A 21,324-nucleotide genomic window follows, 5' to 3' on the forward strand; every position below is an offset into this window, starting at 1 on the left:
ACTCTCTTCGCCGTCATTGCGAGGAGCAAAGCGACGAAGCAATCCATGCCTCCGCACGTGGCGAGATGGATTGCTTCGCGGAGCCTGTCATCGGGCGCGCGTTCGCGCGACCCGTTGGCTCGCAATGACGGGCTGTGAGGCTGGGGCGCTATTCCGCCGCCTGCAGGGTCTCGCTCAGATATGCCCGATAGGCGAGCCTGATGCCGTCTTCCAGCGATGTCCTCGCTTGCCAGCCAAGCGCGGCCAGCCGGCTGACGTCGAGCAATTTGCGCGGCGTGCCGTCGGGCCGCGAGGTGTCATAGCTGATCTCGCCGTCATAGCCGACCGCCGCCGCGACGACGCGGGCGAATTCCGCGATCGTGATGTCCTTGCCCGTGCCGATATTGACCAAGCCGCTGTCGGAATAGACCTTCATCAGGTGGATGCAGGCGTCGGCGAGATCGTCGACATAGAGGAATTCGCGCCGCGGCGCGCCGGTGCCCCAGACCGCAACACTCTTCGCCCCGGACGCTTTCGCCTCATGGAAACGGCGGATCAAGGCCGCGACGACGTGGCTGTATTCGGGGTGATAATTATCACCGCGACCATAAAGATTGGTGGGCATCACGCTGATGAAATCTGCGCCGTACTGGCTGCGATAGGTTTCCGCCATCTTGATGCCCGCGATCTTGGCAATCGCATAGGGCTCATTGGTCGGCTCCAGCGGCCCGGTCAGCATCGAGTCCTCGCGCAGCGGCTGTGGCGCCAAGCGAGGATAGATGCAGGAGGAGCCGAAGAACATCAGCTTCTCGGTTCCGTTGACGTGAGCCGCGTGGATCACGTTGGTTGCGATCGCCAGATTGTCGTAGAGGAACTCGGCGCGCAGCAGGTCGTTGGCGGCGATGCCACCGACTTTCGCCGCCGCCAGGAACACCACCTGTGGCCGCCTGGCGGCAAACCACCGGTTGACCGCGGCCTGGTCGCGCAGATCGACTTCGCCGTGCGGCACCGTCAGAACCTCGACATCCTCCTGTGCAAGCCGTCGCACCAGCGACGAGCCGACCATGCCACGATGGCCGGCGACAAAGACCGTCTTGCCTTTCAGCTCAAACGGCGTGCTTGCCATTGGCGGCCTCCTGCCTGGCCTCGGCGAGGTCGCTCGCGACCATCTCCTTCACGAGCTGGGCAAAGCCGGTCTTCGGCTTCCAGCCGAGCTTTGCGCGCGCCTTGCTGGCGTCGCCGATCAAGAGGTCGACCTCGGTCGGCCGGAAATAAGTCGGGTCGATACGGACCACGGTCTTGCCGGATTTTGTGTCGACCCCGACCTCGTCAACGCCCTTCCCGCGCCACTCGATTCCGCGGCCGACTTCGGCAAACGCAAGTTCCACGAATTCGCGCACCGAGCGCGTCTCGCCAGTCGCCAGCACGAAATCGTCAGGAGCATCCGCCTGCAGGATCCTGTGCATACCCTCGACATAATCCCGCGCATGACCCCAGTCGCGCTTGGCCTCGAGATTGCCGAGATAGAGCGTGTCCTCGAGCCCGACCTCGATGCGGGCGACGCCGCGGGTGATCTTGCGGGTAACGAAGGTCTCGCCGCGAATCGGGCTCTCATGGTTGAACAGGATGCCGTTCGAAGCGTACATGCCGTAGGCCTCGCGGTAGTTCACCGTGATCCAGTAGCCGTAAAGCTTCGCCACGCCATAAGGCGAACGCGGATAGAACGGCGTGGTTTCCCGCTGCGGCACTTCCTGAACCAGGCCGTAAAGCTCCGATGTCGAGGCCTGATAGAACCGCGTCTCCTTCTCCATGTTGAGGATGCGGATCGCCTCCAAGAGGCGCAGCACGCCGATGGCATCGGCATTCGCCGTATATTCCGGGCTTTCGAAACTGACCCCGACATGGCTTTGCGCGGCGAGGTTATAGATCTCGGTCGGCCTGATCTGCTGCATCAGCCGGATCAGGTTGGTCGAGTCCGTCATATCGCCATAGTGCAGCAGGAACGGCACGTTGCCGACATGGGGATCCTGGTAGAGATGATCGACGCGCGCCGTATTGAACGACGACGAGCGACGCTTGATGCCATGGACGGTGTAGCCAAGGCCGAGCAGATATTCAGCGAGGTAAGCGCCGTCCTGACCGGTGGCGCCCGTGATCAGCGCGACACGTCGCTTGGAGTCCTGAACCGGCATGTCCTCTCCGAGGGCGCGGAACTGCGCCAGGTTGCGAATGGTCCGGTCTGTAGCATCCGGCCTCCGCGAAGTCTAATGCCATAACCCCGTTTGGATTCAGGACGTTAGGCGCGAGCTTTCGGTCAAGCACTGCGCCGGGCCAGCCGGCTGGACTATTCGCCGTAGTGGCGGAGACGTTCGAGGTCGACGATGGTCACGCCGCCATATTCCAGCCGGAGGAGCCCCTCCTTCTCCAGCCGCTTCAGGCACTGGTTCGCATTCTGCCGCGAGATGCCGGAAAGCGCTCCGATTTCCTCCTGCGTGATCTCGAGATGGCGCGACAGCTCGGGGTAGAGAATTGGATTGAACAGGGAGGCGATGGAACGCGCCAGTCGCGCGGTCGCATCCAGGGTACGGCCATATTCCAGCAGCGCAATGAACTGGCCAAGCCGCTCGTTGAGCTGCGCCACCAGGAAACGGTTGAACGCCACGCTGTTCTCGAACAGCCAGACGAAGGTCTTGCGGTCCATCATGGCCAGCCGCGTGTCACGCAGCGCCACCACATCGTAACGCCGCGCTTCGTTCTTCAGCACCGACCCCTCGCCGAACCAGGCACCGGCGGTCAATCCGGCGAAGCTTGCGGCCTTGCCGCCGCGGGAGACGATGCCCATCCGCGCCAGCCCCGTCACCACGCCGGTCCAATAGTCAAAACGGTCGCCGCGCATGAAGATGAATTCATTGGTGCCATAGGATTTCTCGGTAATGCCGCTGCGCGCGACCTCGATCTCGCGGTCATCCAGCTCACGCGACCAGGCCGCGATGCGCTTCAGGTAATCGGCAGCAATCATGATCCCGTTGACTGTCGTTCGTCTCGTTATGTTGCGTCGCAACAATACACAGGCCGAACGAAATTTGGCGGCCAATTGTCGGGCACAAGACATTTCACCGTATCGCTTTGCCCTATGGAGGGCTACCGGCGCAATGTCATCTGCACGACACGCGTGGAAGTGCGGACGGGGCAAAGTGCCGGCTGCGGCGTTACCGCGCATCAACGGTGGGGTCCGCAGTGTAACGAGGCACCATTAGTCGGATGGCTTAGCCGGAACGGCCGATGTAAGATTATCGCTGTCTTTGCAACAAGAGACACAGAGCGCGTGAAGCGCCGCTTCTGGAGGGAATAGGTGGATTACACGTTGGAGGTGCGCGGGGTGTCGCTGCGCTTTGGTGGCGTCCGTGCGCTGACCGAAGTGAGCTTTGGCATCAAGCCCGGCGAATTGTTCTCCATCATCGGCCCCAACGGCGCCGGCAAGACCTCGATCGTCAACTGCATTTCCGGCCGCTACAAGCCGACCGAAGGTCAGCTTTTCTATCGCGGCAAGGATATCACGGGTCTCAATCCGAACGCCCGGCCCTCGCTCGGCATCGGCCGCACCTTCCAGAATCTCGCGCTGTTCCATCACATGAGCGTGCTCGACAACATCATGGTCGGCCGCCATCACCTGCTGAAGAACAATTTCATCACTGGATCGCTGTACTGGCTGACCGGCGCGCGGGGCCAGGAACTCGATCATCGCCGCAAGGTCGAGGAGATCATCGATTTCCTCGATCTGCAATCGGTGCGCAAGGCGACCGCCGGCACGCTTCCCTACGGCCTGCGCAAGCGCGTGGAACTTGCCCGCGCGATGGCGCTCGAGCCGCAATTGATCCTGCTGGACGAGCCGATGGCCGGCATGAACTTCGAAGAGAAGGAGGACATGACGCGCTACATCGTCGATCTCAACGAAGAGTTCGGCATGACCGTCGTGATGATCGAGCACGACATGGGCGTGGTGATGGACATCTCCCACCGCGTCATGGTGCTCGATTTCGGTCGCAAGATCGCCGAGGGCGATCCGGCGACCGTGCTCGCCGATCCCCACGTCAAGCGCGCCTATCTCGGCGAAGAGGATGAGGCGTTGGTCGATCCTGATCACGTGCCGCTAGCGCGGGAGAGCGTGGCATGATGGACTACGCCGGACGCGCCGCGCAGGCCGACACCTTCCCGAAGATATTACGGCTGAATGCAAGGGAGCATGGCCGCGAGATTGCGCTGCGCGAGAAGGATCTCGGCCTGTGGCGCGAATTCACCTGGGACGATTACCAGGCCCGCGTGCGCGATTTCGCGCTCGGCATGATCGAACTGGGGCTGGGCCACGGCGACGTGATCGGCATCATCGGCGACAACCGTCCGGACTGGGTGGCCGCCGAGATCGCCACCCACGCGATCGGCGGCATGAGCCTTGGACTTTACCGCGACGTGCTCGATGAGGAAGCGGCCTACCTCCTGAACTATGGCGAGGCGAAGCTGGTGTTCGCCGAGGACGAGGAGCAGGTCGACAAGCTGCTGGGGCTCGCCGACCGCGCGCCGCACTTGAAGCACATCATCTATTCCGATCCGCGCGGCATGCGGAAATATGACGACCCGCGCCTGATGGAAGCGAGCAAGCTTGCCGGCTTCGGCCGCGAGCGCGCCGCGTCCGAGCCGGGCCTCTATGATGCGCTGGTCGATGCCACTGGCGGCGAGGATGTCGCGATCCTCTGCACGACATCCGGCACGACGGCCAATCCGAAGCTGGCGATGCTTGCGGCCGGCCGCGTGCTCAAGCACTGCGCGACCTATCTCTCCTTCGATCCGAAGGGACCGGACGATGAATATGTGTCGGTGCTGCCGCTGCCCTGGATCATGGAGCAGGTCTACGCGCTCGGCAAAGGTCTGCTCTGCCGGATGAAGGTCAACTTCGTCGAAGAGCCCGACACCATGATGCACGATTTCCGCGAAATCGCGCCGACCTTCGTGCTGTTCGCGCCTCGGGTATGGGAGGCGATCGCGGCAGACGTGCGCGCCGACGTGATGGACTCGTCGCCGTTGAAGCAAAGCCTCTACGAGCTCGGTATGAAGACGGGACTTGCCGCGCTCGAGCAGGGCAAGCGCTCGGTCGTCGCCGACCAGCTTCTATTCCGCGCGCTCCGCGACCGGCTCGGGTTCACGCGGCTGCGTTCGGCAGCCACCGGCGGCGCCGCGCTCGGCCCCGACACCTTCAAATTCTTCCGGGCAATGGGCGTGCCGCTGCGTACGCTCTATGGCCAGACCGAATTGCTCGGCGCCTATACGCTGCATCCGCCCGGCGCAGTCGATCCCGATACCACGGGCATCGCGATGGCCGAGACGATCGAGATCCGGGTCGACAATCCCGATGTCAACGGCGTCGGCGAGATCGTGGTGCGCCACCCCAACATGTTCTTAGGGTATTACAAGAACCCGGAGGCATCTGTGGCGGACATCCAGGATGGCTGGATGCGCTCCGGTGATGCCGGCTATTTCAACGATAACAACCAGCTCGTGGTGATCGACCGTATCAAGGATCTCGCCGAGACCTCGCGCGGCGATCGCTTCTCGCCACAATATATCGAAAACAAGCTGAAGTTCTCGCCCTATATCGCGGAAGCGGTGGTGCTCGGCGCCGGCCGCGACGCGCTCGCCTCCATGATCTGTATCCGCTACTCCATCATCTCGAAATGGGCGGAGAAGAGCCGGATCTCGTTCACGACCTATAGCGACCTCTCCTCGCGTCCCGAGGTCTATGCGCTGTTGCGGAAGGAAGTCGAGACCGTCAACGCCTCCCTGCCGCCGGCCCAACGGATTTCCCGCTTCCTGCTGCTCTACAAGGAACTCGACGCCGACGACGGCGAACTGACCCGCACCCGAAAAGTGCGCCGTGGCGTCATCAACGAGAAATACGCCGACATCATCGACGCGATCTATCGCGGCGACGCGAACATTCCGGTCGATACCGTGATCCGCTTCCAGGATGGCACGACCCAGCGCGTGCGGACCACGCTGAAGGTGGTGGATCTCGCATCTGCGATGACCGCGGAGGCTGCGGAATGACTCGTTCACTTATCGCCACATATTCGATCGTCATGCGCGGGCTCGACCCGCGCATCCATCATCTTGGAAAGCGTCTCTTTGAGCGATGGATTGCCGGGTCAAGCCCAGCAATGACGAGTCTGGCATTCACATGAACACCCAATTCCTGCTCCAGCTCCTGATCAACGGCCTCGTGGTCGGCACGCTCTACGGCGTGGTCGCGATGTCGTTCGTGCTGATCTACAAGGCGACGCAGGTCGTGAACTTCGCGCAAGGCGAACTGCTATTGATCGGCGCCTGGGTGTGCTGGGCACTGCTCGCCAAATACCAGGTGCCGTTCTGGCTCGGCATGCCGCTCACGCTGGTGTTCATGTTCGTCTTCGGCATCGCGATCCAGATCGTGATCCTGCGGCCAATGATCGGCGAGCCTATCATCTCCGTCATCATGGTGACGATCGGGCTCTCGACAGTGTTCCAGGCCGCGCTGAAATGGATGTTCGGTGTCAATCCGCAGCCGTTCCCACGTGTGTTCCAGAGCCAATCTGTCCACCTGTTCGGCCTCCAGATCCAGACCGTCTACGTGATGAGTCTCGTGGTTTCCATCGCGATGATGATCGGCATGGCCTGGTTCTTCCGCGCCTCCAAATACGGCTTGGCGATGCGGGCCACCGCCTACAACCAGCAGGTCGCGCAGTCGCTCGGCATTTCCGTGAAAAGCGTGTTCGCGATGGCCTGGGCGATCTCGGCGACCGTATCGGCGGTCGCGGGCGTCGTCGTGGCCGTCGTCAACGGCGTCTCTTCCGGCCTCTCCGCCTACGGCATCAAGGTATTTCCGGCGGCGATCCTCGGGGGGCTCGATTCGGTCGGCGGCGCAGTGCTCGGCGGCATCATCATCGGGCTGCTCGAGAATGTCGCGCAGTATGTCGACAGCCAGTACCTGCACTGGGGTAATCTCTACGAGATCGCGCCGTTCTACGTCTTGATCATCATCCTCATGATCAAGCCCTACGGCCTGTTCGGCACCAAAGACATTGAGCGGGTCTGACCATGGCGACGCGTTCCCTAATCCCCTCCGGCGACTTCCGCACCACCTATGCGGCCGACACCACGATCTTTCCGACCATCACCAGCCGCAATTTCGCGATCGCCGGCATCGTGCTGGCTTGCCTTGCGCCTTACGTCTTCTCGAACTACTGGCTGAGCATCTCGATCCAGATCGGCATCTTCGCGATCGCGGCGCTCGGCCTCAACGTGCTGGTCGGCTTCACCGGGCAGATCTCGATCGGCCACGCAGCATTCTTCCTGCTTGGCGCGTTCACTTCAGCCTATATCTCGAACAACGCGCCGATCCCGGTGTTCTTCGCCATTCCACTTGCGGGTCTCGTCACCGCGCTGGTCGGCCTGATCTTCGGCGTGCCGGCGGCGCGGCTCAAGGGACTTTATCTCGCCATCGCCACGCTCGCCGCACAATACATCCTGCTCGATTTCTTCTCCCGCGCCGAATGGTTCTCCGGCGGCTCGGTGCCGGCGAGCGCCGAGCCATTTTCGATGTTCGGCTACACACTGCGCGGCGACCGCCAGTATTTTTATGTCGTGCTGGCTTACCTCATCGTCAGCTATCTTCTGGTCACCAATCTGATGCGCACGCGCGACGGCCGCGCGCTGATCGCGATCCGCGACCATTATCTTTCCGCCGAGATCATGGGCATCAACCTCACCAAATACCGAACGCTGTCGTTCGGTATTGCCGCGTTCTTCGCCGGCATCGCCGGCGCGCTCTATGCGCACTATCAGCTTGTCGTCTCGCAGGAAGGCTTCGGCATCGAGCGCTCCGTGCTGTTCCTGGCCATGGTTATCATCGGCGGCACCGGCTCGGTGATGGGCACGCTGATGGGCACGGCCTTTGTGGTGCTGCTGCCGGAGGCAATGGAGTGGCTCAGCCTGCAATTGAAGGGGAGCGCGATCGACAGGGCGCTGGAGCTCAACAACAACATCACGTTCCTGCGCGAGATCGCGATCGGGCTGATCATCATCGCGTTCCTGATGTTCGAGCCGGACGGGCTCGCGCACCGCTGGCGGCAGATCAAGGCATATTGGAAACTTTACCCGTTCTCGCATTAAGGTCGGGCAAGAATTACAAACCTATCAACGAATAACAGGAGGAAAGACCATGACGATTAGATCCCTTTTGAGCACGGCCTCGTTGGCACTGCTGATCGGCGGCGCATCCGTGGCGGCGCAGGCCCAGATCGCGATCGGCCACCTTGCCGACTATTCAGGCGGCACCTCTGATGTCGGCACACCCTACGGCCAGGCCGTCGCCGACACCTTTGCGTGGGTCAACAAGAACGGCGGCATCGGCGGCAAGAAGCTCAATGTCGATACCAATGACTACGGCTATCAGGTGCCGCGCGCGATCGCGCTTTACAAGAAATGGTCGGCGCCCGACAGCAAGGTCGCGGCGATCATGGGCTGGGGCACCGCCGATACGGAGGCGCTGACCGGTTTCCTCGCCCAGGACAAGATCCCCGATATCTCCGGCTCCTACGCGGCAGCGTTGACCGATCCGGTAGGCAGCAGCGGCAAGGCCAAGCCCGCGCCCTATAATTTCTTCTATGGTCCGAGCTATTCTGACTCGCTGCGCGCCATGCTGATCTGGGCGGCGGATGATTGGAAAGCCAAGGGCAAGCCGGGCAAGCCCAAATTCGTCCATATGGGCGCCAACCACCCCTATCCGAACGCACCAAAGGCGGCCGGCGAAGCGATGGCCACCGAGCTCGGCTTCGAGGTGTTGCCGCCGCTGGTGTTCGCGCTCACCCCCGGCGACTACTCCGCGCAATGCCTCAGCCTGAAGAGCTCCGGCGCCAATTACGCCTATCTCGGCAATACGGCGGCCTCCAACATCTCTGTGCTGAAAGCCTGCAAGGCGGCCGCCGCCGACGTGCAATTCCTCGGCAACGTCTGGGGCATGGATGAGAACGCGGCCAAGACCGCCGGTGATGCCGCCGACGGCGTGATCTTCCCGCTGCGCACGGCGGTCGGCTGGGGCGGCGATGCGCCCGGCATGAAGACGGTGATGGAAATCTCCAAAATGTCGGATCCCTCCGGCAAGATCTACCGTCCCGTGCACTACATCGCTGCGGTCTGCTCCGCCCTCTACATGAAGGAGGCGATCGAATGGGCCGACAAGAACGGCGGCGCCACCGGCGAGAATGTCGCGAAAGGCTTCCATCAGAAGAAGGACTGGGTGCCATCAGGCATGGAGGGCGTCTGCAACGCCTCGACCTGGACCGAGAAGGACCATCGCCCGACCACGAAGGTCGATCTCTACCGCTCCAAGGTCACGGGCTCGACCGACGGCGATCTCAACGACCTCATGGGCAAGGGCGTGATCAAGCTCGAGAAGGTCAAGACCGTGGAGCTGCCGCGCAAGCCGGAATGGCTGGGGTGGTAAACTTCATCCCCCATAAGCGAGCGTCATCCCCGCGCAGGCGGGGGATCCAGTACGCCGTGGCACCGGATCTGATCGCAGGCGTCTCTGGAATACTGGGTCACCCGCCTTCGCGGGTGACGACAGTCTGAGGTGATCCCAATATGACCCAAACCGTCGAAGCAAATCACCCGGCACCGACTGCGGTCCCTGCGCCGCCCCTCCTCAGCGTCAACAACATCGAGGTCGTCTACGACGACGTCATCCTGGTGCTGCGAGGACTGAGCCTCGAGGTGCCCGCGGGTTCGATCGTGTCGCTGCTGGGGGCCAACGGCGCGGGCAAATCGACCACGCTGAAGGCGATCTCGGGGCTGCTCAAGACCGAAGACGGCGAGGTGACGCGCGGCGAGATCATCTTCGACGGCGAGCGCATCAACGGCATCGATCCCGACAAGATCGTCCGCCGCGGCATCTTTCAAGTCATGGAGGGGCGCCGCATCATCGCCGACATGACGTCGCTGGAGAATCTGCGGCTTGGCGCCTTCACCCGCAGCGACGGCGAGGTCAGTGCCGACATCGACATGGTCTTCAACTATTTCCCGCGCCTGAAGGAGCGTACGGGGCTCGCCGGCTATCTCTCCGGCGGCGAACAGCAGATGCTGGCGATCGGCCGCGCGCTGATGGCGCGCCCGAAGATGATCCTGATGGACGAGCCGTCCATGGGTCTGTCGCCGCTGCTGGTCAAGGAAGTGTTCGCCATCATCAAGGAGATCAACCGCGACCTCGGCGTTACCATCCTCCTGGTCGAGCAGAATGCGCGCGCGGCGCTTTCAGTGGCGAGCCACGGCTACATCATGGAACAGGGCAAGGTGGTGCTCGACGGAACCGCCGACGAATTGCGCGACAACGAGGACGTCAAGGAATTCTACCTCGGCGGCGCCGGCGACCAGCGCAAGAGTTTCAAGAACCTCAAGAGCTTCAAGCGGCGGAAGCGGTGGCTGTGAGTGTAGCCGGGTGCCTATTGCAGCACCTGCTCCGCTTCCGTAACCGCGCAAAGAACATGATAGAACGAAGACGCAGGGATGGTGTCGACCAGCGACTTGCCGTCGCGGTCGAACTGATCGTACCAGCCGCCCGCAACAGGGTGGCTCAGATAATGCCGCTCCAGGCGCGCCAATGCGGCGCGCGCCTCGTCGGCGGCCCCCGCCTCGCCGGCTTCAGCTTGCGCAATCCAGGCCTTGGCGATCTCGCTCTGCGGCCACAGGCGCCGAGAGTGGCGCCGGATACGGCCCTCGACACTACCCTCGTCGGTGAGGCAGCCGGTCGCCTCGTCGCGGTAGCGCAGCGCCGACGCCAGCAATTCGCCGCGATAGCGCCCCGTCGGACAGCCCGTGATCCGTTCAAATCCCTTCAAGAGCCAGACCCATTCGGCCAAATGTCCGGGTTCGACGCTAATGGGCGGAATTTTGGACCAGTCGTCTTCGAAATATTCGCCAAGCACCTGGGTCTGCTTGTCATAGAGATTGGCAAGGAACAGCGCGAAAAACTCGCCGGCGCGTTGCTGAAACGCGAGATCATGCGTCGCGTCGAATACCGCGATCATCGCCTCGAACAGATGCATCTGCGGATTTTGTCGCCGTGGCAGGGACGCCGGCGCCCCCTCGAGAAAGCCGCCGTTCGGCGAGCGCAGATGCCCGTCGAGATAGGCGAGCAGCGCATCGATCTCCGAGCGCACCTGCGCGTCGCGATCAAGTCCGTAGACGGTGGCGAGCGCCAGCAGCACGAAGGCGTGGTCGTAGGTGTCGCGCCGCGCGTCCAGCACCCCGCCGTCGGCCGTCAACCTGTGGACAAAGCCCGGGCGGCCGTCCGGCGCCTTCGCCTTCGTCAACAGGTGATCGAGCCCCTTCAGGGCGATCTCGCGGCCTTCGGCGTACCAGCCCATCTGCGCGGCTTTGGCGTAGCAGTAGATCTGCCGGGCCTGAACGAATATGCGCCGCGGCGCCAGCCGATCGGCGCGGCCGTCAGGGTCGAGCCGGTCGACGAAGCCGCCTGCCGCACCGTCCCAGCCTTCCGTGCACCACAACGGCAGGCAGTGCTCGATGACGCGACGCTTCAGCCTGCCGACGACGTCGGCATCGGAAGGGCCGCTCGCCGCGGCGGTCTGCATGTCTGCCATTGCACTTCCCGGAGCATCGCCAGTTCGGCGGGAAGCCGTCTGATAGCACGTCGAAAGCGGAGCGCAATTGGCGCGAACCCGTGAGGATCACCCATGACGGATCACTATGACGCCCGCGAAACCCGCGATCCCGCCCAGCGCGAGGCGGAACTGTTCGCCCGCCTGCCGGAGGTCCTGCGGCGGGCCATGGCGGCTCCGGCCTATGCCGACCGCCTCAAAGACGTCGATCCTGCCACCGTCACCAGCCGCGCCGCGCTGGCGCGCCTGCCGGTGCTGCGCAAGTCGGAACTCCCGGCCCTGCACAGGGCCGCCCCGCCCTTCGGCGGTTTCGTTGCCGGGCCGCCTGGATCGTTTGCGCGCCTGTTTACGTCGCCCGGACCGATCTTCGAGCCCGAGGCCGCCCAGGGCGACGCCTGGCGCGGGGCGCGGGCGCTGTTCGCGGCAGGCTTTCGTCCGGGCGACGTGGTGCTCAACACCTTCAGCTATCACCTCACCCCGGGCGGCTTCATCTTCGATACCTCCGCCCGGGCGCTCGGCTGCGCCGTGATCCCTGCGGGCCCCGGGAATACCGAGCAGCAATTCGAGCTGATCGAGGCCTACCGACCGATCGGCTACAGTGGCACGCCCGATTTCCTGAAGATCCTGCTCGACGCAGCCGCGAGCGCCAGACGCGATGTGTCCTCGATCAAGCGGGCGCTGGTGTCGGGGGCGGCTTTTCCGAAGTCGCTGCAGGAGGAGATCAAGTCACGCGGCATCGAGGCCTATCAGGCATTCGGCACCGCCGATCTGGGCATGGTCGCGTTCGAGACCGAGGCCCGCGACGGCATGGTGGTGAACGAGGAGCTGATCCTCGAGATCGTCAGGCCTGGCACCGGCGACCCCGTCGCGGAGGGTGACGTCGGCGAGATCGTGGTCACCTCCCTCGACCCGCACCACCCCTGGATCCGCCTCGCTCTGGGCGATCTTACCGCGGAGCTGCCCGGCGCAAGCCCGTGCGGGCGCACCAACATGCGGATCAAGGGCTGGATGGGGCGCGCCGACCAAACGACCAAAGTCAAAGGCATGTTCGTGCGCCCCGAACAGATCGCCGAGATCGGCAAGCGTCATCCGGAGCTCGGGCGGCTGCGCCTGGTCGTGACACGTTCCGGCGAGACCGACGTGATGACGCTGAAGGCAGAAGCAGCCGCGGCAAGCGCAGCCTTTCAGAGCGAGCTCGCAGCGACCCTGCGGACCGTGACCAAGCTCGGCGGCAACGTCGAACTGGTCGGCGCCGGCGCGCTGCCGAACGATGGCAAGGTGATTGCCGACGAGCGCTAGACGGACGTCTGTCAAGTCCGGCCTTGCCGAACGCACCCACTCGACACGCATTCTTGCCCGTTCCGGCAGTGCGCAGCTCGCCATATTTCCGATCACGCGTAAGATTTCGTACGTGATTGTCTATGTCCGTGACCGAGCAATCTCCTATCCTTCGCCAGTTGGGTTCGTTCTGGCAAATCCTCTTGGTGGGTTCTGGTGCCAAAGGGATGCCAATGGCACACGATGAGCGTTGCAGTTCCAACTTCTTCTTCAGGCACAGTTGAGTGGCTGCGCTTGACGCATCGTTTTTGTAATTGCAGGCCTCCAATACGCGGGAAATTGGGTTCGTTCTGACAAATCGGCTCTACCTCTTGCGCAGCTGAGACGCAGAGCGTTGGGCGTAGCGGTCCAGAGCAACTGACCGCCTGAGGTTGCGCTCGACCCCGCAGAAGTCTTGGGCGGCAAGATGGTCCTCAAGCTGCTGGTAGAGCTTGGCTCGCTCGGCCTCGATCTGCGCGAACCGGCCTGCGAGGGAATCGAGATCGAGCATGACGTCGGGCTTTGCGCCTTCGAGAGCCGAGGCAAGACCATGCCGGCGTGCATTCAGTCGGGAGCGGGCCTTTCCCGCTTCGGTTCGTGGTCCCGTGCTTTTTGCAGCGTTGCGGCGGTTGGCTTCGATTTGCTTTTCCGTCGCCATTAGGCGGCTCCAGCATTCTGCATTGCGCTGGCGCGACCACGCGCGAGCGCCCTAGCCGCTGCCCTGCGGATCTCCTCGGCGCGTCGAGCGTAGCGATGATCGAGCTCCTTTAGGAATGACATGAGCATTCTTTCAGCGACCGCGATCTGGCGCTCGATCGCGTTGATGAGCGGCTGGGCTTGCAGGTAGCTCTCCGTTTCCACCGCATCATGCGAGTAGCCCGCTTGGGAAAACGATTCCACAGATTTCTTCCGGCCCTCCTCCGATGCGAAATATGTCCGCGCCTTGTCATGAGCCGAGCTGTAGGCAAGGGATCCGGGCTCAGCAATCCCATCTCTCGTCGTGCGAATGTGCAAGGTCAAGACTGCGGCAGGGCGAAAGTGCGTAACGAGCTGCGCGCGCTGCCGTTCCAGTCGTTGCAGATTGAAGATCAGCTTCGTGACCTCAAAGATCATGATGTACTCGGCGCTGGTCTTGGGGCCCCGATCCGGGGAGTATTCGAGCTCGAAGAACAATTCCATGAAGTTCTTGCGCTTCTCACCCGGAAGCAGTGGCGTATTCTCGATCAGGGCGCGGATAGCTTGAGGAAGAACGCGCGGTCCTTCCTCCAACGGCTCATTTGCCATAGGGCATTTCTCCTGTGTCCACCGACACACGCGGGATTGCGTGACAAAACTGACCAAACCGCACGGCTGATCTGATTCCCAGTGGTTGTCCTGTGGGAGAAAAGGGGCATCGGTTCTAGGATCCTTATTGGAAATGCTCTGTCGCAATTCGCTCGATAGTCTCGATAGTTACGGGCGGCAGACCATGCGCCTTGAGGTGCTTCTGCAAAGGACCAATTACCATCTCTAAGAATCGGTAGAACGGGCCATCCTCGACAACGACGACCTTCGAGCCGAGGTCCATCGTGGTCTGATGGCGCACGATGCGGCGGCCGCTCAGCGAGCGGTACGCGGAGGCGAGATATTCAGCCGCCAGCCAGTTGCCGACATTTTGCGGGCGCCCTCGTGGCCTGGGAAGCGCGACTGAAGCCGCTTGCGCTGCCCGCACGATGTTTCTAGATGTTGGGCGCCGTTTCCTTCTTCGAAAGCGGATGCGGCGGCGACTAAGAACGTCTTGCAAATGTGTGCCCGGAGGTTCCTTGCCGCGCTGGTAGTGGGCAACAATGGCCTCAATTGCTTCGGGGGGCAGGTCCCTAGAGCGGAGCAGAATGGGTTTATTCGCGACTGCCGCGAGCCAAGCGGCGACAACTCCGGGAGCGGTCCGGTGCGCGCCGTTCGCGGCGATTGTCAAAGCGGTCGCGACTCTCTCAAGCGCGCCTCTCTCTTCCTCACTAAGCTTGTAGCGAATGGCCTCAATTTCCGGAGGTTCTCTGTCGTGCGCTTCATAGAATTCGGAGGCCTGCAGAATCGGGACGCCTTGCTTCTCGAGCTCCGCGTAGAATTGCTTCCAGAGCTTCTTCCAACTAGGCGCCGGCCTATAGGCGGACGGCTTGTAGCGCTTGGGCACACACTGCCTCCGATGCTATAACCCGTCCATTGTACATTACCAGCGATCCGCGGCAAACTTCGGAGGCACAGTGTGACACGCAAGGGGTCCGAATCGACTGGATGAGTTATTAGAGGAGCGCTGCCGTCGAACGGAAATGGTCGACCCCGCCGTGCGAGCGCGGAAGAATTAAACGAGCTTTTGGATGTTTGAAACCTGGCGCAGATTTGATACGAGAAAAGCTGCATCTTTGTTGCGTCAGCATCGCAAATTGCTGCAAGACGAGCTCCGAACGATAAAGGTTCTGCTCGGAGCTTCAACAGAGACGGACTACGCGATCGTAGCCGAGCGAACTAGGAGTCTGGGGCAGCACTACACGCACGCGCTCAACGATCACATTGAGGCATCGAAGGCGATACGTCGGAGCATCACCTTCCTCGACCTCCTCAAATTCGTGGATGTAGTCAAGGCGCAATCCGATCTCCTCGCAACCACGTCCGCTATTTACCAATTCCTTGCTGAACGAGCTGTACCAGCGCGAGGAAATGCGCCCTCTAAGGTGTTTTGTGAATCCTACTCAGCCGGAGACCATTCCTCGAACCAACCTGACACCTAAGCCTCGATCGCTCTCGTCGAGGAATTGCACACCAGCAGACCAACAGCGTTCAAGGCTTTTTCATGGTGTCAGCTCTGTCGCCGAGTGGCCTCGAGGCGCTTGATTGTCGGAGTGGATAGCAGCCTGCATCCTGCTTTGATGTCCTGCTCCTCCAGGTGAGCTTGGTCATGGCAACGGCGTCCAATAGCGGGCGATTCGGCAGGATCCCCGATCCGAAATTGGCTCTCGAACCTGGGGTTCGAGGCGACAAGATTCTCTTGCTCGAGCCATTCGCGAGGCAACTTGATCCATCGAATTTGCGTCAAACAGACCAACCGAGCTTTCCACACCGGCTCGAAGGCGATGGAGCGTCTTGCATCGCGGGCTCGCTTCGCCGGTTCTGTGCAAGCCGGTCGAAAATACGTTCTCCGACGAAGTCACCGTGATGGGATCGACGCTTGCTGAGCTCGCCGACCACATCCAGCGGAACGGCGGGCAAGTTGTCGGCGTTGTGACCCTTGTCAATGCTGGCCGAAGCGGTGTAATGACAGCGCCGAAGACAGTGGTCCGAGAGATCGAAAGGAGGTTTGGAAATGAAGTTAGAGAACTCTTCCACCTCGATCCAGTCAGCCTCACCGCGGACAAGGCCCAATACCTTCTCAACTTCCGAGATGCTGACGCCGTCCGAACTCGACGCCTTGCAGCAGAGCGCGAACGAAACGATCGACTACGTTCGAAAGGAATTGGCGAGGCGAAAAGCCTCCACATAGCAGACAACGCCGCCCCATTGGGCGGCGATTTTGTTTCTGGTCGCAGGCTCTCGCCCGACGCCCGCGCCAACCTCGAGCAGGCGCTCACGGACCTCTTCCGCAAGATCGCTGGGCCGTCCGTGCAGGTACGGCTCGTTGAATAGTACCCAATCAAGCCGCCGCAGGGCTGGCTACAGCGAGGGCAAGCTGATCGCGGCCGGCTCCTACATCCCCGCACAGTCACTCATCACTGTAGCGCGGGCCGATCCGGCCTACCCGCTCACACAGGTGCTCGACACCACCGTTCACGAATCCTTCCATGCGCTTGAGGACAAGCTTCTCACTGATCAGGAGATGCAGGTCTTGAAGCGGGAGGACGCGCGGTTACGAGAAGTGGTGCGCCGCACCTTCGGTTTCACGAGCAGCAGATCAGCGAGTTCGCTGGCTTCGAGATGCGCGAGCACGTCGGCGACACGCGGAAACGCTGGCGCTGGGCTCTAGGGAAGCAGCCAGCAGCCGCTCCTTCTCGGCGGTGCTCCAGCGCCGCCGACGTTCTACCGACGTGATCACCTCAGTCGCCTTGCTCGCGTGACTACTACGCCGACATCTCGGAGTGCGATAAATGGTGTCTACTGAGGGCGGGGATGAGAGCCGTTAGTTTTGGATTCGACTGGTACGGGGCGCCGGACTCGAACCGGCCCGCGAACAGCCATCTACTGCCTAAGGGGGTATAAATCCCTCCCGCACACCCGTGCTGCCCCGCGCGATCAGCGAGAACGGCGTATCGAGTGGTGAGCGTGGTGGAACTTCATGCAGAATTAATAACTGCCCCGTCACTCCTTGACAAGGCCCTCATCTTCGCTCGCCGCCGTGCCGAACGCCTGAACAGAAAAGACAACGACATGGCCGATCTACCGACGTTGACAAGGGATGCGGCCCGACAAACTCTCCAACGCTGCCACGCCCTTGGTGCTGATGCTGAATATCACTGTGAAGGTGAGACATTCTCAACTCAGAAAGCCAAGTCGAACTTTTTCGGATAGTAAATTCTGGAACGTCAGCCAATTTATTTGCAGGATAAGGGCTCTCACCGGCACGCACGCCAAACTTATGATGGCGCGGGTCGGAAATCAGAATTTGGTTTCATTGGCTCGGATTGTCCCTCCCACCTTTCTCCAAGCGATGCGGCAGAAACGATGCTCCTGAATTCCTTCAGTATCTCTGGATGGTTTTCGTCAAGGTATCGAAAGATCTTGGGACGTTCGAGAAGGCGCGAAACGTACCTGGTCGCAATCACTAGATCGAGCATATCCCTGCCATAAGAAGTCTCGAGCTCTCGCATGTCATGCTGAACGGTTTGCAGCTCGCGCTCCATGAGGGTGAGATCTGCTGATGTTACAATCCTGGGCACCTTCGGCCGTTCAGGTTTCACGCGATCGACGTCCTTGCTAGCTGATAGAAGGGCCTTCGCATAGGACGATGAGAAGTTCGCTGCAGAGACCATCAGCCTGCAGGCTTCCAATTGACGAGAGGCCTTCATTTTCCGCAGGACGTCAAAGGTTACGGGATTCACCGACTTATCGCGCAGCAGACTGACCGCTTCCGGACAGATGCTGTTTAGCAGTTTGCGACGTCGCTTGATATGCTCGATCTTGACGTTCAAAGCCCCGGCCAGTTTCGCCTCGGGCACCCCCCGGTCAATCGCCCGCAAGATCATGAAGTGCTCCTGGACGATCGAGAGACGGTTCACCCGCTTGTTGTAGGTCAAGGCCTCGTCGTCGCGGGCCAACAGGCACTCCGCTTCAGTTTGCCCTTGTTCCTGCAGGATCTCCCGTCTGAGGAGCCCGTCGAGAAGCAAATGCCGGCCGCGGCGATCCGCCTTCCGGTAAGCCACCAACGGTTCGACCACTCCGATTTCCGCGATCGATCTTGCGATGCACTTGTACTTGGGTGATTTCTTCACGGCCTCAGTGACCCGCTTGAGTGGCAGCAGATTCTTGAGCGGCAGAATCACCAGCTCTGCCTCGAACGCCGCTTCAATGTGCCTCGCCGTCATGGCCGATCCGCCCGCGACGCCGATATCCGGCGCAAGATGGGCAGGGGCAGCTTGTCGAGCCCTTCTTCGCGCAGCAACGACGTGAACATGCGCTGGCTCAAGAGGGTCCTCAGGGCGTTGACGATGAAAAGGAGTCGCGCTTGAGTGAGCTCCGCCTTTCTCGCAACTAGTTTTTGACGGTCGGTCTCCCGACGATAGGCGCGGACCAGTGCAACGGGGTCGATCTGGTTGTCTGAAGCATTGATGCGCGCGGCGTTCCGATGACGCTGCTCGACGATTCGGCGCATCATCGCTATCTGCCTGCTGGTGTGCTGTTCTTTGATATGCGCCTCCAGCAGCAATCCCTGCAGCTTCGGACTTTTGGCCCGCGCGATCTCGAGCGCCAACGTTGGCGGAACGACCCCTCGCTCGACTGCACTGATCAGCCGCTCCTCTCCATGCTTGAGCAGGTAGACGATGGCTCTAATACGCTCCGGCTCTAGGTCGAGCTTGGCCGCGATCTCGCTCGTTGCATAGTGCCTGGCGAGCCGGCCGATCTCGCCGACGAGCTCGACTGGCCAATGTCGGCGTCGCGCAATATTCTCGACCAGACTCATTAGTATGCAGTCTTCGGTCGATACATCAACGACGATCGCGGGAATCTCATTTTGGTCTAGGGCGACGAACGCCTCGATCCGCCCTTCCCCACAGACAAGCTCATATGAGCCGGTGCGCTTGTGATTGCTGACGACGATGGGCCGTTTCAGCCCCAGATTCCGGATGCTTCTTACGATTTCGTTGAACGGGGCTCGGGTCCGCTGACGCGAATTTGGCACCGTAATGGCAGATATCGGGATCGGCTCTATCTTCCGACTTCGCTTCATGCCACACGCCTCTCCTCCAAACCTGCACAGAGCCGGCAGAAGACGTCAAGGCTGTCATACCGGCACGCCGCCGCGAAGATAGGATTGCTCATCCGCAGGTTCTTCATCCCGCAGTTGACCAGCTCGGGCGTTGGCAGCAAATAATATGCAGCAATCGCGGTATCAGTGGCGTCGATTCGCGCCAGCAGCGTCAGGTCGGAGCGGGCTTGGCTACTCGCGCGCACCCGCCAGCGAACGCGCCCCGAGCCGCATGAGGTCGGACGGGCCCAGCCGAGCGAAACACGGCATTCGTCGTTGATGACGACAATGCCGGCTGCCCGGTCGACGATCGCCCGGCCGCCGAGCCGTTCGATGGCGGCAACGATCTCCGCGGCGATCCGATCGAGTGCGATCCGATATTGGGCCGTTTTCGCAGCGCGGCGCTGGCGCGGTGCCGGCTGATATCCGGACAGCTCGTAGGCTGCCATTAGGGAGCCGAAGCGACGTCGATAAGCTTCGGTCGACGGCATGTCCTCGGCGGCCGCGACAATCGCGCGTGTGAGGTGGCCTTTCTCGCGTCCCAGAGCCGCCAATCGATCGAGCACCTCTTGGTCGGAACGCCGCTGCCGTCGTTCACGCAGGATCTCCTGCGCCTTTGCGAACACGGCAGGGCTGACAATCGGAGGAAATGCGTTGTCGCGCCGAATCCACATGTCCGGCGGATTGTCTACGCGCTGCTGCTTTAGCTTGAAAGATGTGCGGTTGAAGATCAGGTTGCCAGCATATTTCTCGTTCTCAAGAATCTTACCGACAGTTTCGCCATTCCAGCGCAGTCCGCGAGTGGTTCGGATCTGGTCAGCATTCAACTCGGCGGCGATCTCATGGAAATGCTTCCCCTCCTGGACAAAAGACCTGAACATGCGCTTGACCGTCTCGACTTCTCGGTCTGGACCGTGGACCAGCACGACACGATCGGTCTGCAGGCATTTCCGCTGGCCGGCCTCAAGCCGTGCTCTTACTGCTCCGCGGTCATCGACCAATAGACGTCGCAGACCATAGCCACACGGTCCACCTCGCCAGAAGCCGAGCCTAGTGACGCGGCTCTGGCCCATGAATACGTTCACCGACAGCTGGCGGCTGAACTCGCCGGCCCTGACCCGAGTCAGGTTCTTCAGGAGCGTCGACGTCAGGCTGCCGTCGTTCTCGAACTGCTCGGCGCAGTAGTGAACCTGAAGCCCGGCCTCCCGGCAAATGAACTCGTAATAGGCGCTCTCGTCAGCGTCCTGGAACCGGCCCCAGCGGCTGATATCAAAGACGAGGATGGCGTCAAAGTCCGCGCGGCCATCTCTGACGTCTCGGATCAGCGCCTGCAGGCCTTTTCTGCCGCCGATATCTAGCCCGCTTCGTCCTTCGTCGGCATAGGTCCGAACGATTGTGAAGCCTTTGCGGGCGGCGTAGGCGGCGATGACCTCCGTTTGGTTTATGGTGGAATACTTCTGGTGATCAGTCGACATGCGCACATATTGCGCCGCTCGAGCGGGACGCTGTATCGCTCCAAAGGCAATCGGCACATCCGTTTGCATGGCTGCACCTTGCAAAGAGGCGACCTGATGTGGCGCTGGACCGAAGTTAGTTGCAGACGCCAAATGCTCCGTTTACGCAAAGCGCGTCAGTTGAGATTTAGATTACTCAATATTTTCGCAACTGCCGGCAGTGGCACGCGCGGAACGGCAGCGGTCGTAAGCGTCCGGACAATCTTGCTGCAACGAGGACTGAGACTCTCCGCTTAGAAGCTTTGGTCCCATCCATTCGTCGTCTAATTTATACAACCACTAGTAGCGACGTTCCTATACGCAAAGCTTTTGAGTTCTAGCTTTAGGCATGGGCTCGTTCTTCTGCGTGCTAAAGCCGAACGTAAGGGTATGGCTGTGCAGC

The 21,324-nt window shown here is 61.4% G+C and carries 19 protein-coding genes, 1 tRNA gene and 1 pseudogene; 9 read left to right on the forward strand and 12 right to left on the reverse strand.

Features of this window, described 5'->3' with window-relative positions:
• Positions 1–148 precede the first annotated feature (148 nt).
• From AC5ZG5_RS21070 to AC5ZG5_RS21080, 3 genes are all read right to left on the reverse strand, one after another.
• A complete protein-coding gene (locus tag AC5ZG5_RS21070) occupies positions 149–1,105 on the reverse strand; it encodes a GDP-L-fucose synthase family protein (protein WP_456643080.1) in 957 nt (318 codons plus the stop codon).
• Positions 1,086–2,171 carry a GDP-mannose 4,6-dehydratase gene (gmd, locus tag AC5ZG5_RS21075; RefSeq protein WP_130227074.1) on the reverse strand — a complete coding sequence of 362 codons (1,086 nt, stop codon included), beginning with the start codon at positions 2,169–2,171 and terminating at the stop codon, positions 1,086–1,088. The genes AC5ZG5_RS21070 and gmd overlap by 20 nt, the downstream gene beginning before the upstream one ends.
• 152 nt (positions 2,172–2,323) lie before the next feature.
• Positions 2,324–2,998: a Crp/Fnr family transcriptional regulator gene (locus AC5ZG5_RS21080; RefSeq protein ID WP_028167639.1), complete on the reverse strand. Its 675-nt coding sequence runs from the start codon at positions 2,996–2,998 to the stop codon at positions 2,324–2,326.
• 333 nt (positions 2,999–3,331) lie between these two features.
• Here AC5ZG5_RS21080 and AC5ZG5_RS21085 point away from each other — a divergent pair, with 333 nt between their 5' ends.
• From AC5ZG5_RS21085 to AC5ZG5_RS21110, 6 genes are all read left to right on the forward strand, one after another.
• Complete coding sequence (locus tag AC5ZG5_RS21085; protein ID WP_456643081.1) at positions 3,332–4,153, forward strand: ABC transporter ATP-binding protein; 822 nt, start codon at positions 3,332–3,334, stop codon at positions 4,151–4,153.
• Positions 4,150–6,078, forward strand: a complete 1,929-nt coding sequence (locus tag AC5ZG5_RS21090) for a long-chain fatty acid--CoA ligase (RefSeq protein WP_456643082.1) — start codon at positions 4,150–4,152, stop codon at positions 6,076–6,078. Before AC5ZG5_RS21085 ends, AC5ZG5_RS21090 begins: the two co-directional genes overlap by 4 nt.
• 130 nt (positions 6,079–6,208) lie before the next feature.
• Entirely contained in the window at positions 6,209–7,102 is an 894-nt protein-coding gene (locus AC5ZG5_RS21095; protein ID WP_456643083.1) for a branched-chain amino acid ABC transporter permease, read from the forward strand.
• 2 nt (positions 7,103–7,104) lie between these two features.
• Positions 7,105–8,178 (forward strand): branched-chain amino acid ABC transporter permease, encoded by a 1,074-nt coding sequence (locus tag AC5ZG5_RS21100; protein ID WP_130227079.1) that lies wholly within the window; start codon positions 7,105–7,107, stop codon positions 8,176–8,178.
• A 49-nt stretch (positions 8,179–8,227) separates the two neighbouring features.
• The gene (locus AC5ZG5_RS21105; protein WP_456643084.1) at positions 8,228–9,511 is read left to right on the forward strand and encodes an ABC transporter substrate-binding protein; all 1,284 of its coding nucleotides are present in this window, start codon (positions 8,228–8,230) and stop codon (positions 9,509–9,511) included.
• 140 nt (positions 9,512–9,651) lie between these two features.
• Complete coding sequence (locus tag AC5ZG5_RS21110) at positions 9,652–10,491, forward strand: ABC transporter ATP-binding protein (RefSeq protein ID WP_456643085.1); 840 nt, start codon at positions 9,652–9,654, stop codon at positions 10,489–10,491.
• A gap of 14 nt (positions 10,492–10,505) precedes the next feature.
• Here AC5ZG5_RS21110 and AC5ZG5_RS21115 read toward each other — a convergent pair whose 3' ends face one another.
• Positions 10,506–11,654, reverse strand: coding sequence for an AGE family epimerase/isomerase (locus AC5ZG5_RS21115; RefSeq protein ID WP_456643187.1), 1,149 nt, complete (start codon positions 11,652–11,654; stop codon positions 10,506–10,508).
• Positions 11,655–11,756: 102 nt separating this feature from the next.
• On the opposite strand from AC5ZG5_RS21115, the gene AC5ZG5_RS21120 reads away from it, so the two are divergent.
• Positions 11,757–12,980: a phenylacetate--CoA ligase family protein gene (locus AC5ZG5_RS21120; RefSeq protein ID WP_456643086.1), complete on the forward strand. Its 1,224-nt coding sequence runs from the start codon at positions 11,757–11,759 to the stop codon at positions 12,978–12,980.
• A 343-nt stretch (positions 12,981–13,323) separates the two neighbouring features.
• Here the strand turns inward: AC5ZG5_RS21120 and AC5ZG5_RS21125 are convergent, their stop codons facing one another.
• The 3 genes from AC5ZG5_RS21125 to AC5ZG5_RS21135 form a co-directional block, all read right to left on the reverse strand.
• Complete coding sequence (locus AC5ZG5_RS21125) at positions 13,324–13,656, reverse strand: hypothetical protein (RefSeq protein WP_456643087.1); 333 nt, start codon at positions 13,654–13,656, stop codon at positions 13,324–13,326.
• Positions 13,656–14,177 (reverse strand): hypothetical protein, encoded by a 522-nt coding sequence (locus AC5ZG5_RS21130; protein ID WP_456671196.1) that lies wholly within the window; start codon positions 14,175–14,177, stop codon positions 13,656–13,658. The genes AC5ZG5_RS21125 and AC5ZG5_RS21130 overlap by 1 nt, the downstream gene beginning before the upstream one ends.
• A 229-nt stretch (positions 14,178–14,406) precedes the next feature.
• The gene (locus tag AC5ZG5_RS21135; protein WP_456643089.1) at positions 14,407–15,168 is read right to left on the reverse strand and encodes a hypothetical protein; all 762 of its coding nucleotides are present in this window, start codon (positions 15,166–15,168) and stop codon (positions 14,407–14,409) included.
• 947 nt (positions 15,169–16,115) lie between these two features.
• On the opposite strand from AC5ZG5_RS21135, the gene AC5ZG5_RS21140 reads away from it, so the two are divergent.
• Together AC5ZG5_RS21140 and AC5ZG5_RS21145 are read left to right on the forward strand one after the other, a co-directional pair.
• On the forward strand, positions 16,116–16,655 hold the full coding sequence (locus tag AC5ZG5_RS21140) for a hypothetical protein (protein WP_456643090.1): 540 nt from the start codon (positions 16,116–16,118) through the stop codon (positions 16,653–16,655).
• On the forward strand, positions 16,648–16,992 hold the full coding sequence (locus AC5ZG5_RS21145) for a hypothetical protein (RefSeq protein ID WP_456643091.1): 345 nt from the start codon (positions 16,648–16,650) through the stop codon (positions 16,990–16,992). The genes AC5ZG5_RS21140 and AC5ZG5_RS21145 overlap by 8 nt, the downstream gene beginning before the upstream one ends.
• A gap of 170 nt (positions 16,993–17,162) precedes the next feature.
• Here AC5ZG5_RS21145 and AC5ZG5_RS21150 read toward each other — a convergent pair.
• The 5 genes and pseudogenes from AC5ZG5_RS21150 to AC5ZG5_RS21170 all read right to left on the reverse strand — a co-directional run.
• Positions 17,163–17,254: transfer RNA gene (locus AC5ZG5_RS21150), tRNA-Ile, on the reverse strand.
• A gap of 345 nt (positions 17,255–17,599) precedes the next feature.
• Positions 17,600–18,547: a plasmid partitioning protein RepB C-terminal domain-containing protein gene (locus tag AC5ZG5_RS21155; protein ID WP_456643092.1), complete on the reverse strand. Its 948-nt coding sequence runs from the start codon at positions 18,545–18,547 to the stop codon at positions 17,600–17,602.
• Entirely contained in the window at positions 18,544–19,410 is an 867-nt protein-coding gene (locus AC5ZG5_RS21160) for a ParB/RepB/Spo0J family partition protein (protein ID WP_456643093.1), read from the reverse strand. Before AC5ZG5_RS21160 ends, AC5ZG5_RS21155 begins: the two co-directional genes overlap by 4 nt.
• Positions 19,407–20,354, reverse strand: coding sequence for a recombinase family protein (locus AC5ZG5_RS21165; RefSeq protein ID WP_456671200.1), 948 nt, complete (start codon positions 20,352–20,354; stop codon positions 19,407–19,409). The genes AC5ZG5_RS21160 and AC5ZG5_RS21165 overlap by 4 nt, the downstream gene beginning before the upstream one ends.
• Positions 20,355–20,624: 270 nt before the next feature.
• Positions 20,625–20,972 (reverse strand): annotated as a pseudogene (locus AC5ZG5_RS21170) (recombinase family protein); the annotation flags it as partial.
• Between the last annotated feature and the right edge of the window lie 352 nt (positions 20,973–21,324).

Source organism: Bradyrhizobium sp. Ses1, assembly GCF_059512365.1.